This is a genomic window from Epilithonimonas xixisoli, assembly GCF_004365655.1.
Classification (GTDB): Bacteria; Bacteroidota; Bacteroidia; order Flavobacteriales; family Weeksellaceae; genus Epilithonimonas; species Epilithonimonas xixisoli.
In genome coordinates this window covers 14,836-27,288 of the sequence record NZ_SOEO01000002.1, presented here as the reverse complement: position 1 = coordinate 27,288, position 12,453 = coordinate 14,836, and the positions used below count along the sequence as shown (strand labels likewise).

General features: G+C 35.1%; 17 protein-coding genes. 5 read left to right on the top strand and 12 right to left on the bottom strand.

Features of this window, described 5'->3' with window-relative positions:
* The 9 genes from B0I22_RS07190 to B0I22_RS07150 all read right to left on the bottom strand — a co-directional run bounded on the left by B0I22_RS07190 (position 1) and on the right by B0I22_RS07150 (position 4,844).
* Positions 1 to 1,974, bottom strand: coding sequence for an ATP-binding protein (locus B0I22_RS07190; RefSeq protein WP_133943999.1), 1,974 nt, complete (start codon positions 1,972 to 1,974; stop codon positions 1 to 3).
* A gap of 2 nt (positions 1,975 to 1,976) precedes the next feature.
* Entirely contained in the window at positions 1,977 to 2,246 is a 270-nt protein-coding gene (locus tag B0I22_RS07185; protein WP_133943998.1) for a hypothetical protein, read from the bottom strand.
* Positions 2,243 to 2,584, bottom strand: a complete 342-nt coding sequence (locus B0I22_RS07180) for a hypothetical protein (RefSeq protein ID WP_133943997.1) — start codon at positions 2,582 to 2,584, stop codon at positions 2,243 to 2,245. The genes B0I22_RS07185 and B0I22_RS07180 overlap by 4 nt, the downstream gene beginning before the upstream one ends.
* Positions 2,581 to 2,892, bottom strand: coding sequence for a DUF3853 family protein (locus B0I22_RS07175; protein WP_246022164.1), 312 nt, complete (start codon positions 2,890 to 2,892; stop codon positions 2,581 to 2,583). Before B0I22_RS07175 ends, B0I22_RS07180 begins: the two co-directional genes overlap by 4 nt.
* A 101-nt stretch (positions 2,893 to 2,993) precedes the next feature.
* Complete coding sequence (locus B0I22_RS07170) at positions 2,994 to 3,248, bottom strand: hypothetical protein (protein ID WP_133943996.1); 255 nt, start codon at positions 3,246 to 3,248, stop codon at positions 2,994 to 2,996.
* A gap of 6 nt (positions 3,249 to 3,254) precedes the next feature.
* Positions 3,255 to 3,602: a LuxR C-terminal-related transcriptional regulator gene (locus B0I22_RS07165; RefSeq protein WP_133943995.1), complete on the bottom strand. Its 348-nt coding sequence runs from the start codon at positions 3,600 to 3,602 to the stop codon at positions 3,255 to 3,257.
* The gene (locus B0I22_RS07160) at positions 3,599 to 3,895 is read right to left on the bottom strand and encodes a hypothetical protein (protein WP_133943994.1); all 297 of its coding nucleotides are present in this window, start codon (positions 3,893 to 3,895) and stop codon (positions 3,599 to 3,601) included. Before B0I22_RS07160 ends, B0I22_RS07165 begins: the two co-directional genes overlap by 4 nt.
* Positions 3,895 to 4,623, bottom strand: coding sequence for an antA/AntB antirepressor family protein (locus tag B0I22_RS07155; RefSeq protein ID WP_133943993.1), 729 nt, complete (start codon positions 4,621 to 4,623; stop codon positions 3,895 to 3,897). Before B0I22_RS07155 ends, B0I22_RS07160 begins: the two co-directional genes overlap by 1 nt.
* A gap of 11 nt (positions 4,624 to 4,634) precedes the next feature.
* A complete protein-coding gene (locus B0I22_RS07150; RefSeq protein WP_133943992.1) occupies positions 4,635 to 4,844 on the bottom strand; it encodes a hypothetical protein in 210 nt (69 codons plus the stop codon).
* A 194-nt stretch (positions 4,845 to 5,038) separates the two neighbouring features.
* Here B0I22_RS07150 and B0I22_RS07145 point away from each other — a divergent pair, with 194 nt between their 5' ends.
* From B0I22_RS07145 to B0I22_RS07125, 5 genes are read left to right on the top strand one after another with little or no spacing between them, the layout of a single operon-like run.
* Positions 5,039 to 5,830, top strand: coding sequence for a S24 family peptidase (locus B0I22_RS07145; RefSeq protein WP_133943991.1), 792 nt, complete (start codon positions 5,039 to 5,041; stop codon positions 5,828 to 5,830).
* The gene (locus B0I22_RS07140) at positions 5,827 to 6,621 is read left to right on the top strand and encodes a hypothetical protein (RefSeq protein ID WP_133943990.1); all 795 of its coding nucleotides are present in this window, start codon (positions 5,827 to 5,829) and stop codon (positions 6,619 to 6,621) included. The genes B0I22_RS07145 and B0I22_RS07140 overlap by 4 nt, the downstream gene beginning before the upstream one ends.
* Complete coding sequence (locus B0I22_RS07135) at positions 6,622 to 7,149, top strand: hypothetical protein (protein WP_133943989.1); 528 nt, start codon at positions 6,622 to 6,624, stop codon at positions 7,147 to 7,149. It abuts the gene before it with no gap.
* A gap of 5 nt (positions 7,150 to 7,154) precedes the next feature.
* Positions 7,155 to 7,439 (top strand): hypothetical protein, encoded by a 285-nt coding sequence (locus B0I22_RS07130; protein ID WP_133943988.1) that lies wholly within the window; start codon positions 7,155 to 7,157, stop codon positions 7,437 to 7,439.
* Positions 7,432 to 8,721, top strand: coding sequence for a site-specific integrase (locus tag B0I22_RS07125; protein ID WP_133943987.1), 1,290 nt, complete (start codon positions 7,432 to 7,434; stop codon positions 8,719 to 8,721). The genes B0I22_RS07130 and B0I22_RS07125 overlap by 8 nt, the downstream gene beginning before the upstream one ends.
* A gap of 430 nt (positions 8,722 to 9,151) precedes the next feature.
* Here the strand turns inward: B0I22_RS07125 and B0I22_RS07120 are convergent, their stop codons facing one another.
* The 3 genes from B0I22_RS07120 to B0I22_RS07110 all read right to left on the bottom strand — a co-directional run bounded on the left by B0I22_RS07120 (position 9,152) and on the right by B0I22_RS07110 (position 12,445).
* A complete protein-coding gene (locus tag B0I22_RS07120; RefSeq protein WP_133943986.1) occupies positions 9,152 to 10,219 on the bottom strand; it encodes a DUF3810 domain-containing protein in 1,068 nt (355 codons plus the stop codon).
* On the bottom strand, positions 10,206 to 11,642 hold the full coding sequence (locus B0I22_RS07115; protein ID WP_133943985.1) for an MFS transporter: 1,437 nt from the start codon (positions 11,640 to 11,642) through the stop codon (positions 10,206 to 10,208). The genes B0I22_RS07120 and B0I22_RS07115 overlap by 14 nt, the downstream gene beginning before the upstream one ends.
* Before the next feature lie 74 nt (positions 11,643 to 11,716).
* On the bottom strand, positions 11,717 to 12,445 hold the full coding sequence (locus tag B0I22_RS07110) for a lysophospholipid acyltransferase family protein (protein ID WP_133943984.1): 729 nt from the start codon (positions 12,443 to 12,445) through the stop codon (positions 11,717 to 11,719).
* Positions 12,446 to 12,453 lie beyond the last annotated feature (8 nt).

Below are 12,453 nucleotides of genomic sequence, written 5' to 3'. Positions count from 1 at the left end.
TTATTTTATTACAAGTTCTTTATCGTTTGTTACCAATAGATTGATCACTTGGCTTTCAGTATAAATGATATTTGAAACACTTTCACGGTTATCGATAAAAATAGGAGCCGTAACACCGTGGAATTTTGAAAGGACATTTATCACATCCAGACCGGCGTTAATTTGAGAAGCTGTATTTGCATCGGAGTAAGGCACGCCGTTGATCAAGATTTCACAAGTCTCAGATTCACCACCGTTCAATTGTTGATTGAATAGTTTGAAACTTACCATTGAGAATTTGCCATTAATTCGGCTTTCGCATTCCTCGATCTTCGCCTTATTGAAAGCATCCACCGCGAACTCGTCTTTCTCAAGATCAGCGATCTGCTGCGCCAGGTTTCTGCCTGTTTCGTTCAGCTCAGCGATACGCTCGTTCAATCTATGGATCTGGTCTTTACCTGCAAGGATTTTTTTAAGCGCGTCGATCTCAGTAAGAAGATTTTGTTTTTCTTCTTTCAAAAGTGAATTATCGTCAGCTTTTACTTCTACGATCTTCTTGTTCAGAATATTGATCTGATATTGTAGTTCTGTAAAGGCAGGAACGTCCTCCCCAGTCAATTCTTTGATTGGTTCGTCTGCAGGAAAAGCATCTAATTGAGATTTTAATCCAGCAATCAAAGTTTCTTCTTTCTCGATGTCAGCATTTACGTTGGTAATCTCAGCTTCGTGATTTGCTAATTCCTGATTAAGTTCGGCACCATTCTGATTGATGGTTTCCAGTTCCTCAACTTTCTTTTTGTTGAAGGTCTCACGCGCTGTGTCTGCGTTGGCTTTGTGAAGCTCATTGGCTTTCGGACTATCACAAACGATGTTGAATACAGGACAAGTCAATTGACCATCTTTCTGAGTGAATTCAGAATTATCGACTGTGGAATATTTCTCACGAAGCGCGTCACGTTTTCCAAGTGTTATTTCTTTCGCTTTTTGAGTAGATGCAAGAGAGTTTTTTAAGATTCTGACTCTGGATTCTGCTTCTTTGATTTTTGATTCATTGTCACGTCTGCCAGATTTAGATTCAAAATCTTTTGTTCTTGCTTCTGTATTAGCATCGAAAACAACTTGCTGTTGCTTTGATCTCAGAGTATTTATCTCTGAAAGAACCGACTGATTTGAATTGTGTTTTTCGCTGAATGCCGAACTTGCAGATTCCAAAGCTTCATCGATCTTGCCAACTCTATCCGCAAGGAATTTGATTGTTTCCTCAGTTTTAGCGAAATCCGCTTCTTCCGGCTTGCTGTTTTCTGCTTCGTCGACACGAGTAGGAATTTTATCAAGATCTTCTTTCAGCTTTTTCTTCTTATCCCTTAATTCCAGTTTATATTTCTCAAGGTCTTTTCCTGAATTAAGAATATTTATCAATCCACCAATTTCTGTTTTGTTCTGGATGGTTGAAATTTTATCAAGAAGAAAATCATTTTCTACATCACCTGACATAGAAAAGAGAATTTCCCTCTGTTTCGTCCAATTAAGGTTAGCGAAGTATCTCGGATTCGTTATCAGTTTGAAAAGACTTTCATCGATCAATTCTCCGATTTCGTGAGCGTACTCAGTTGCTTTTCTTGGAACTTCATTGATATAAAAAAGCGTCTCGTGACCTTTAAGCGTGAGTTCTAATTCACCTCTGGTTTTCACCCAATTCTCCTTGTAAACTCGTCTCAGGTCATAATCTTTGCCGTCAACTGAAAGAACGCCTTGGACGGTGTGTTCTGTTTTTTCGATATTCTTTCCAGAAGATTCCAATGTTTTGATATTGAAATCTTTTCTGTCGTGAGAATCTTTGCCAAAAAGCAACCAGGTAAAAGCATCGAACAATGTAGTCTTTCCTGATCCGTTTGGTCCGGCAATATCTGTCTGGTGATCTTTGAAGATGACCTCTCTCTTTTTTGTTCCTTTGAAGAAATACAATTTCAAAGATTTTAGGAATACGTTTTTCATAGTTATCTGTAAGTTTGTACGTTATGAATGATGGTAGATTTTTCACTGGTGATGATGGCGGAATGGTCTTCTCCGTAAACTGTCTCTACGTGTTCTTTCACTCTGGCTGAAAGCCAACCGAAATCGACTGCATTAAGTTTCGAATACATTTCTGCTTCGTCTTTTTCCAAAACCTCTGTGGCGTAATTCTCAAGAAGTTCTTCGTGCGAGTATTGTTTTAGAATCTCGACCAAATCAGGTCTTCTTTCTTGTAACTTCTCTAAGTCTGTCATTTTGCTAATGGTTTTTTAGGAGGCAACAAGAAAACAACTGGACGTGCCGTAACGATGGATATTTTTTTTCTTTTTGCTTCTGTTTCGAAGACTCCACGATGATCACGTGTTTCAATTATCTCAAGAATCTGCATCATTCTTTGTTTGTAATCAAACATTATATCACCAGTTTTGGGATGATCGACTTTTTCGTGAACTATGGAATGAGATTTATCTTCATATTGAGTCATTCCGTAGTAAGCACCTTGTTTCAGAAACATTACTTGTTTCATTTGTTCTTGCTCGTCTTGAACTTTAATTTCTAGAGCATCAATAATTTCGTCTGAGGAATTTTTCATTTTGCGAGGGATTTTTTGATTTTTGATTTTATCTTGTGTTCATTCTCTTTGTAGAGACTTTGAAGTTTTTCTTTATCCACCAGCATTTGTCTTCCGGCCTGATAAATTGCGCCGTCGATATATCCGGTGTTCTTTACGCGCTGTGCTGTGGTGTTACAACAATTGAGGATCTTTGCGATTCCAGCGATTCCGTAATATTCTTCTTTCTGCTTTGGTGGTTCCAATTTTTCCACCTTCTCTGTCAGTTGTTGCATTTTTTGCAACAATTCCCCAACTGCTTGTGGTAAGCTATCAAAGGTTACTTCCATTTCTCAATACCATTTTCCGTTAAACCAATATTGTGTGTAGAACTTTCCATTGTTCAGTTCGTGGTGTCTGACTTTTAATCCGAAGATCATTGCAATTATTCTCATACTAATTCCGATTTGGATGGTTCTGTGGTACTTTTTTCAAACTCATTTGAATAATGATGGCGATTGTCTGATGATTCATTTTCTGTAAAAAATTGATAAAGTTGGACGTAAAAAATCCTAAAAAATCCGATAACCAAGATGGCTATAAGTAAAAGCGATAACTCGTCTAATCCTAATGCGCCACCCGCGAGAACCGCAAAAAGGAAAAGCAATCCGAGGATGCTGGTGAGCGTTTTTTTAAGTGTATTCATAGTATTTTATTTTGATGTGATGTATTCTTTTTGACATTTGTATTTGTGTCTGAATGATTGTCGTCTGATAATTGGATTGTCGTCATTCATTACTCCGAAACTTATGACCAGAACTCCGAGATATTGGAAGTAAGGGATTGCTTTCTTCGAGATTCCCATCTTCCGGACCATCCACCAGATCACTAATTCTGATTTGCTGTTGATCTCCAATTTGTCATAGATCCTGAAGGTGTGCGCGGACAAGGTGCCGGCTGATATGAAAAGTCGCTTACTGGCTTCGGTCTTATCTTTCGTAAAAGCCATCACTTCGGCAACTTCTTCTTCTCTTTTGCTGAGGGATGCAGTGAGATTCATTCTAAGCGGATTTTATAAGTTTCTGGATTCGCATTTATGAACTCAGCTAAAAAATTATACAGTTTTCCTATCTGTCCTTTATCGAGTAAAAAAAGATTTGGATAAGCGGTATGTTCTTTATCATCGCTTGCTTCATCAATTTTATCAACATAGAAAATGACATTATCTTCGGTATTTTGAAATGAAATAGCGTTATCTCCAAAGCCATTAAAAATCACAACACCGTTTGTGTCCTTTTCAAATTTTTCTAATTCTTCTGGATTAAAATCTCCAAATAATTTATTTTCTGCCATTATGCTGATTGTATTTTGGTTAAGTGATTCGTCACGGCTCCGAGTTTCATTGCCAAATGAGGGATGAAAGTCTGCGAGAAATATGGAGTTACAACTGGCTCTTCTTTCCCTTCGATCCATTTTTCTTTTAGCATTACCCATTTCTTATTAGCGTACTGCTGCATCGGTTCATTTTTGTTCTTAAAGAATATTCCGATTTCCCGAAGCTTTTTGTAAAGTGTGATATTTCCGTAGCCTAGATCAAGAACTTTACAAACCTGTGAGCCTGTCAAATACTTTTCAGCTCCAAACACTTTGTCATAAACATCTGAGCGGTTTTGAAGTCTGGCATTAGATATTTGTAACTGGTCCGCTCTGTCTTTTTCGTTTTTCCAATTTTGAGCAAGCATTAAAACAGTGTCCGGATTATTAAAGTCTATCGAAATTCCCTTCAACTTTTTTTCACAGTCAATGAAATAATCTCTTACTTTTTCACCTACTTTTGTTTTAGAAATCATACAAAGTTTTTTAGCAAAATCTAATGACAGTGCAAAATCTTTAACTTCGTTACCCTCGACAAACGTGTCGAACCCTTGGTAGTCTTCATTTTCAACAGAAAAGCTATTTTCTATAATGTGTTTTTTATACCATCTAGAATATTGGCTTTTATCATATCCTAAGTATAAATACAGTTCTCTAGCGCTTACCGCTTGCTTTCCGTTTTGTTCTGTGATTTTAATTAGTTCCATAATTTTCAGTTCTAAGCGATTACATTATACTTTGGCGTGATAATCTTTCCAGCTTCATTTTTCAATCTCATCACTTCATCATATAAGAAGAAGTTTCTGGTGCCAACTTTTTCAAGTTTTGTCAATCTTTGTTTGATTCTAATTTCAAACGTTGTACGGCTAACGCCAAGCTCTTTGCAGGCTCCGTCCGTTGTAAGGACTTTTAGTTTTCCATCTTCCATTTTAATATGTTTGTATTATTATTACTATTTGTTAATTTTATATATTTGTACTTAGTAAGTAAGTGAATTTAATACTATGTATGTAAATCTTGAATACAAATCTAAAACAAAGTATTAAACTAAACAAATAAATGTATTAAATTTTAATACAAAATAGTTTAATTAGCTGAAAATCAGATATAAAATTTAATACAATGAATGAACTGCCATCGGTAAATGCAAGGATAAGGAGGGTAATAAATGAAAAGTTTAATGGTAATGTTTCTCGTTTTTCTTCTGCGATTGATGTAGTGCCACAAAAAGTGAATAGATTTTTCAATATTGATGGCCGAACAAATAAATATCCTGATCCAAATAAGACAGATATTTTAGATAGAATAGAGAAGGTTTTTAATGATATAAATAATGTCTGGTTGCGAACCGGTGATGGCGAGATGATAAAAATGGAGGGGAAAACTCCGTTTGGGAAGAATTATCAGGTAGATAAGATGGGAAATGTCTCTGAGGTAAATATGAAAGATTCAGTCACACCCTTGGCAGACGAGTCACATATGGAAGTTGAATATCGCGATCTTTCCGTTGCGGCCGGGCCGCTGAGTAGAGTAGATGTAAAAGCACCAAAGAAAACTTTATTGGTTCCAAAAGAATATGATCGCGGAGAATATTTGGTGGTTAGAGTAGATGGACCTTCAATGGATGATGGAAGTATTTATTCTATTCCCAACGGCGCAAATATTTTGATCAAAAGATATTATTTGGAGAATGGCGAAAAATTACCAATTAGAGATAATCTCTTTGTTGTGGATGCAAAAGATGGACAAGCACTAAAACAAATTACTGAGCATAATACAGAATTAGGCTACATCACTTGTCATTCATATAATAAAGAGTTCAAAGATTACAATATTCCTTTGGAAGATGTTTTGGCTTTTTATGTTTTCAGAAAAATTGTTGGATTCAGACCACCGGTAAGAGATATTCAATGAGTTTTGGTCTTATTATATTTCTCTCAATTTTTGTCGTAGTGATTTTTTTATTATTATCTACTGGGTCTTCGATTGCGAAAAGTAAAGAAAATGAACAAAAGTCACTTGATATTTTAGAGAGAGAAAATATTAAGGTTAAAACAAACTACCTGCAGGCAGTTAGATTATCTGTAGAAATAAAAAAAAGAAACGAAAAGCTTTCAAATTCCTATAAAATATTTTTAACTGTAAACGAAGGTAATTTGAAATATTTCTCACATGAAGAATTTACAAATCGTAACTATCTTTCTTATTGTAATGAAGAGGTAAAAAACAGAAAAGCAATTACAGTTATTTTAGGATTAAAGTCAATTGGTATTACTAATGAAGAGTTTGAAGAAATTCTTATAAATATCACTGCAGAGGATAAAAAACGTAATGATGATGTTGAAAGGAAAAATTTGTATAATAAAGCAAGATCTTTAGAAGATATTGATAATTTGGAGGCTATAAAAATATATCAAAAATTACAAAATATTTCACAATACGATGCTTTAGATAGATTAATAATATTGTATCGTAAAACACATCAAAAAGAGTTAGAAATCCAAGCGATTGAATGGCTGATTGAGGAAGAGCAAAATAAGGAGTATAATAGAATGAGTTTTCTATCGATGAAATTTCCAGATGATGCTGCGAAAATTCGTAATTGCTATGACAATAATGAAACATATATTAATCCCCTTGGTGTTCCTATCAACTTTCACTCAAAAATTAATAGATTAAAAAATAGAATAAATAACTTTATATAAATGAAAAACCTGATTTTATTCCTACTCCTGATTTCTGGATTTGCATTTGGGCAAAAAATCCGTGAAGACAAGATTGATAAGTTTTCAAAGAAAAGAACCGTTAAAACTTCTTATGTAGAACTAACAAAATCCAAAGGCTTTCTGGTTCCCAATGACGCAATTGCTGTAAATATAGTTATGGAGCAAGAAAATGTTTACTTACATCTGCTATGGTATTCCGAGGGTTATGCTTTGAATATTTATGAGGGAGATAAATTTGTATTCTTAGATTCAGAAGGTGTAAGTTACGATTTTACAACTGCTGGAAGCAATCAGTTTGAAAGAGTGAAACAATCAATGACGGACGCCTTTTATTATAAAAATTACGTTATGCTAAAAGGCGATTTAAGTCAGTTTCAAGACAAGAAAATAACTGATATAAGATTTGTTCAAAATGGTAAATATCAAGATTTTGTTGTTCCTGAGAAATATCAGAATGAACTTTCTAAACTTTATAAGGTTTTTTCTAATCATATTGAAAAAAAATAATACCTATGCTCACATCCCTCAATGTACCCACAAAAGAAATTGTTGACAGATTTATGGAAGCAATTGATATGCTGAAATCCGATAAGACAATTCCAGGATTGGTTTATTTTTGCGAAGCGCATCAACTCCCAAAGACCACAATGTTTACTTTGAAAAATCATTTCGGCAAAGTTGTGAAGATCTTACCTATGGAAGCGGTTTATATTTTAGCTTTGGAATATGGTTTTTCTTTGGACTGGCTGATCTTAGGAATTGGCAAACCAAAAAAGAGATATAGGATAGATGCTTAAGCACGGCATTACATTTTCCCTCCACAAAAGAAATACAGATGAAAGCTCAGATTTAGAAACTTATTTTCCTGTACGGATGCGCGTGTCTTTCAATGGGCAGAGACCGGATTTTTATACCGGTGTAAGTATTCGGGAAATAGATTGGAATCCGGAAACGCAAAGATCCTGGCAGAAGAAAGGATTTGAAAACAGCGAGCTAAATAAGCTGGAAACTGTCATATCTGATATTTTCGACGATTTCTATTATCAGCATAAAAGATTCCCAACCGTCAAAGAACTCAGGAATGAGTTTAAATTTTCGACCAACAAATCTGTAAAAATTACCAATTCCGATATTAGTATTCTACAATTGTTTGATGATTACACAAACCACGTAGGAACTTTACACCAATGGAAAGAAGGGAGGTTTAAAAAATATAACCAGCTGAGAAATCACTGGGAAATCTATAATAAAGATTTACTTCTTAATGATTTGAAAGAAAAAGATCTTATTGGTTTTATTCAGTATTTCGAAAATGGGCCTTTAGATTTTAAAACCAGAAAGAAAAAGCAACCTCATAAAAATACATCAATCGCGAAAGAATTTGCAGATTTCACGGCAATGCTGAAATGGTCAGCGAAAAGAGATATTTACAAAGGAAATCTTCACGAGACATTCACTCCCGTATTCAAAGGATCCGAAGGTGGATTGATCGATTTGGTTTATCTCAGTTGGGATGAACTGATGAAAATGTACAATCACGATTTCGAAAATGCTTACAAAAACAAAATTCGAGATATGTTTTGTTTTCTGTGCTTCACAGGAATGCGATACTCGGATTTGAAAAAGCTAAAAAAGAGCCACGTTAAAGATGACTACATTATAGTGGTCACAGAAAAAACGATTGATCCTCTGAGAATTGACTTAAATGATTTTTCAAGAGAGTTGATAGAAAAATATTGGGAATTTTCTTTTCCAAACAACATTCTTTTTCCTGTTGTTTCTTCGCAGAATTTCAACGATGACATCAAAGTGATTTCTGAGATATTGGAATTTGATGAAATTATCAATGAGGTTTACTTTGTAGGAAGCAAACGCTTTGAGATAACCCACATTAAGCACCAAATAATTTCTTCACACGCTGGGAGACGAACTTTTGTAACTAATGGCATCACAATGGGAATCCCTGCAGACGTCATAATGAAGTGGACTGGCCACAAAGATTTAAGAGCAATGAAGCCTTACATCAAAATCGTGGACGAGTTAAGGAAATCCGAAATGTCGAAGTTCAACAAAAGGTAACACCCGATTTTACACCCACAATTTTAAATTGTAGTTTACTTTATATAAAATGTAAGCACGATAATATTTTTTACAACGTGTTGATTTGTTATAGGGTGTAATTTATCTGAAAAGTTGTGAAATGGGAGATTGATTCCCGTCTTCGCTACAAAACTCTCTTCTTTTAATTAAGAAGAGAGTTTTTTTTGTTGAAATATTTTTAGATTAATAAGGAACTCATTTAGAGACAATAAGTGATAAAATATTTTAGTTTGTAACGCTTTGATTTTTAATGTTTTTTAAATTATTTTAAATTTATTTCAAAATATATTTGGAGGATAATTCAGAATGTTATACTTTTACAGGGCTTTTGAGACAATCACTTAGAAGCAATAAATTTTTTTTCATCATTTGTGTTTTTAGAATCGTACTTCATCGTACGATTCTTTTTTTATTGCTGCTCGTAAGCCAGTACCAGATTGATAAAATAGGAATAGGTGATTCTCCCTTCCTGCTGGTTGGACTTCAGAAATAACTCATTCGTAATGCCAAAAAAATCACTGATGATTCCTTCGTTACTTTCATAGAATTCTACTTCCTTTTTACGGTCTCTCTTCATTTTTTCGGAGTATTGGGATGTCAAATTCAAAATAAAATCATTGTTCCTTTTATCTTGAGACAACGCTCTCAATAAACCTTTCAAAACGTAAAGTCGCGTGCTGTACTGCAAATCTAAATTATCGGAGTTTTTTACACATAAATAAGCGATAAAACTGGCTTCCTGCTCTCGCGCATAACCCAACTGATGCGCCATCTCGTGAGCAAGCGTAAAAGGAATGTTGGTGGCTGGAAGATTTGGATTGTATTGTGCTTCTGCTGAGAATGGGTTGTAATAACCCAAAATTCCCGTTTTGTTCATAAACTTATCATACAAGCTGGATTTTACAGAAAGTACGGGAACAGCCTTCTTTTGGTTGATTTGTTTGGGTAAATGATTTTGGAGCTTCAAGATATCCTCCTTGATTTTCTGAATATCATTAATTTTAAAAATTCCATTATCGTCTTCAGATACTTTTTCTCTGGTTTCCTGGCAAAGCTTTAGATATTTTGATGCTAATTGTTTTAAGTTGTCATTGCTGATTTCAACTTCTGTCCTTGATATTTTCTTAATGAGCAAAGGCTGGAAATACAACATTCCCCAAAAAAACTGATAAATAAAGTACGTTGTATTTAAAAAAATAAGTAGATGTTTTAAGGTTGAACTTTTTCTGTTTTTAATAATTTGAATCAAAGAATAAATTAAAAATAGAAAAGCAAGCGGATAAATAATATCTCCAACAGAAATTCTAACTCCTGAAAAAAGCATAATGTGAAACTTCTTTTTCCATTCAAAAAAATCAGAAAAGAAATGAATGGCAAAATCAATTTTTGACAATATAAAGAACAACAAAAATTGGGCAACCAAAATGATTGCCCAACTTTTATTTTTCAGAAAAATATTTTTTTTAGTGTCCTCCACCAGATAATTTTTCTTTTTCAAGATCGATGCCTTGTGATTTTAAAATTTGGGTAACTTTCCAAGCATAGAACGCAAGATACGCAAAACAAGCAACTCCTACAATATAACTAATTTGGATCGTAGCAACGTCGGCGACATAGCCCTGAAGAAGACTGATAAAGCCACCTCCCATAATCATCATAATTAAGAAACTACTTCCTTGGCTCGTGTGTTTTCCTAGTCCGCTCACAGCCAATGTAAAGATACAAGGCCAAAGCGTACTGCAGAACAATCCAACGCTGGTGAAAGCATAAACGCTAACCATTCCATCGGAAACCATTCCAATCACCAATGCAATAATTCCTAATGCTGAAAACAGAAGCAACATTCTTGCTGGATTTCCTTTGCTTGCCATATCAGCTCCAATCAATACTAAAATAATCAAACCGTAAACATAGAAAGGTGTCAAATCGTGCTTTGCAAGAGCATTTACCAATAGGAAAACTCCGAAAGCTAAATATGGCGCCAGGAATCTCAAAATCTTTTGCCAAGTCATGTTATCTGTAAAAGCTTCTACCGCTCCAGTCCATCTTCCAATCATCAAACTTGCCCAGTAAAGTGAAATGTAAGGTGCGACATCTTTGGTCAAGAATCCCAGGTTCTTCTCCATATAAGCCGGTAAATTACTCGCCGTAGAAACCTCTACGCCTACGTAAACGAAAATAGCTATCATTCCGAGAATCAATTGGGGATATTTGAGAGCGGAACTTCTGGATGAGCTTGCTTCTTCGTCAGACTCCACAATTGCAGCAGGCTTATCCGGAATAGATGAAAACTTAAGCAAAACAGCGACGAGTAAAAATGCGGCGCCAAGAATCAAATATGGAACTTTCACACTTTCTATATTCATATGCGTATTGGCCGAAGTTGCAGACCCGAAGATGGCAAAACTTACAATCAAAGGGCCAATGGTTGTTCCAAGGTTGTTGATTCCTCCAGCTAATGTCAATCTTTGAGAACCTGTTTTTACCGGTCCAAGCGCAATGGCTAAAGGATTGGCAACCGTCTGCTGAAGGGAAAATCCTAAGGCAACGATGAACAATCCGGAAAGCATCAGCGGAAAAGATTTCAAATTCGCAGCAGGATAAAATAGCAATGTTCCCAATGCCGAAATTCCTAGTCCAAGCGCCAAAGCATTTTTGTAACCGATTCTGTTGATCAAATCGCCTTTTGTGAGATATGAAATCAGTAAGTAGATTAATGATCCCACGGTGTAGGCAATATAAAATGCCAAGGAAACAAGCTGACTCTGTAATTGAGACAAATCAAACGCTTCTTTGAAAACAGGAATCAAGATATCATTACTCGCTGCAACAAATCCCCAGAAGAAAAAAACTGTAATCAATGGGATGAATTGTCCCCAATTGGTTTTTTGTGGTGTCATGTATTAATTGTTTGTTAATTTAAGGTTTATATTTTCAAGACAAATGTAATTAAAAAGTCTTATTGGATATTAATTTATTTTAATTTCTCAATTAGAGACAATTGAATTTCATTAAAGGCTTTTTCTTTCAGTTCTTTTTGAGGAAGGTCTGGTGTAAGGATGTTATTAAAAAAAACTTTTACCACGCCGGGATATCCTTTTCTATTATCGAATGGAAACATCTCCTTCAAACCTCGGAAAGTAAAAACGGCAATCGGAAATTGATGTTTGGTTGCGAGAATGAAAGCACCATCTTTGAACTGATCCAAGATTACATTGGTATCATCTGGCACGCCACCTTCTGGAAAAATCACCACGCTTTGTCCATCTTGCATTCTCTCGGCACATCGCCTGTAAACATCGGCGCGGCTTCTGGCACTTTTTCTATCCACCATCACGCAGACTCTTTTGTAAACCGTTCCGAAAATTGGAATTTTTTCGATCTCTTTTTTACCAACGTAGCAAAGTGGATGATTGGGGAAAAGAATGCAAGGCAACATCACATCCATAATAGAAGTATGATTGGAAATGATGACGTACGCCTGATTTTTATCGATTATTTTATTGGTTTCTTTAATCAGTTTGTAGCGAAAACCCATTCCGTAGAACATTCCCATCGCCCAAAGACGGATGAAGAAGTAACAGTATTTATAATGTTCTTTTCGGAAAGATAAAATGTAAACCGGAAGAAAAAATATTAACGTGAGAACGGTTCCTAAAATTACCATCCAAAATCGCCACGCATACACTAGAATTGTTCTCATTAATATTT

Excerpts from the sequence above, each read along its gene's own strand:
- B0I22_RS07115 (WP_133943985.1), bottom strand. The coding sequence starts at position 11,642 with ATGACACCACAAAAAACCAATTGGGGACAATTCATCCCATTGATTACA.
- B0I22_RS07170 (WP_133943996.1), bottom strand. The coding sequence starts at position 3,248 with ATGAATACACTTAAAAAAACGCTCACCAGCATCCTCGGATTGCTTTTC.
- B0I22_RS07145 (WP_133943991.1), top strand. The coding sequence starts at position 5,039 with ATGAATGAACTGCCATCGGTAAATGCAAGGATAAGGAGGGTAATAAAT.
- B0I22_RS07190 (WP_133943999.1), bottom strand. The coding sequence starts at position 1,974 with ATGAAAAACGTATTCCTAAAATCTTTGAAATTGTATTTCTTCAAAGGA.
- B0I22_RS07150 (WP_133943992.1), bottom strand. The coding sequence starts at position 4,844 with ATGGAAGATGGAAAACTAAAAGTCCTTACAACGGACGGAGCCTGCAAA.
- B0I22_RS07185 (WP_133943998.1), bottom strand. The coding sequence starts at position 2,246 with ATGACAGACTTAGAGAAGTTACAAGAAAGAAGACCTGATTTGGTCGAG.
- B0I22_RS07125 (WP_133943987.1), top strand. The coding sequence starts at position 7,432 with ATGCTTAAGCACGGCATTACATTTTCCCTCCACAAAAGAAATACAGAT.
- B0I22_RS07155 (WP_133943993.1), bottom strand. The coding sequence starts at position 4,623 with ATGGAACTAATTAAAATCACAGAACAAAACGGAAAGCAAGCGGTAAGC.
- B0I22_RS07175 (WP_246022164.1), bottom strand. The coding sequence starts at position 2,892 with ATGGAAGTAACCTTTGATAGCTTACCACAAGCAGTTGGGGAATTGTTG.
- B0I22_RS07130 (WP_133943988.1), top strand. The coding sequence starts at position 7,155 with ATGCTCACATCCCTCAATGTACCCACAAAAGAAATTGTTGACAGATTT.
- B0I22_RS07160 (WP_133943994.1), bottom strand. The coding sequence starts at position 3,895 with ATGGCAGAAAATAAATTATTTGGAGATTTTAATCCAGAAGAATTAGAA.
- B0I22_RS07180 (WP_133943997.1), bottom strand. The coding sequence starts at position 2,584 with ATGAAAAATTCCTCAGACGAAATTATTGATGCTCTAGAAATTAAAGTT.
- B0I22_RS07110 (WP_133943984.1), bottom strand. The coding sequence starts at position 12,445 with ATGAGAACAATTCTAGTGTATGCGTGGCGATTTTGGATGGTAATTTTA.
- B0I22_RS07140 (WP_133943990.1), top strand. The coding sequence starts at position 5,827 with ATGAGTTTTGGTCTTATTATATTTCTCTCAATTTTTGTCGTAGTGATT.
- B0I22_RS07135 (WP_133943989.1), top strand. The coding sequence starts at position 6,622 with ATGAAAAACCTGATTTTATTCCTACTCCTGATTTCTGGATTTGCATTT.
- B0I22_RS07165 (WP_133943995.1), bottom strand. The coding sequence starts at position 3,602 with ATGAATCTCACTGCATCCCTCAGCAAAAGAGAAGAAGAAGTTGCCGAA.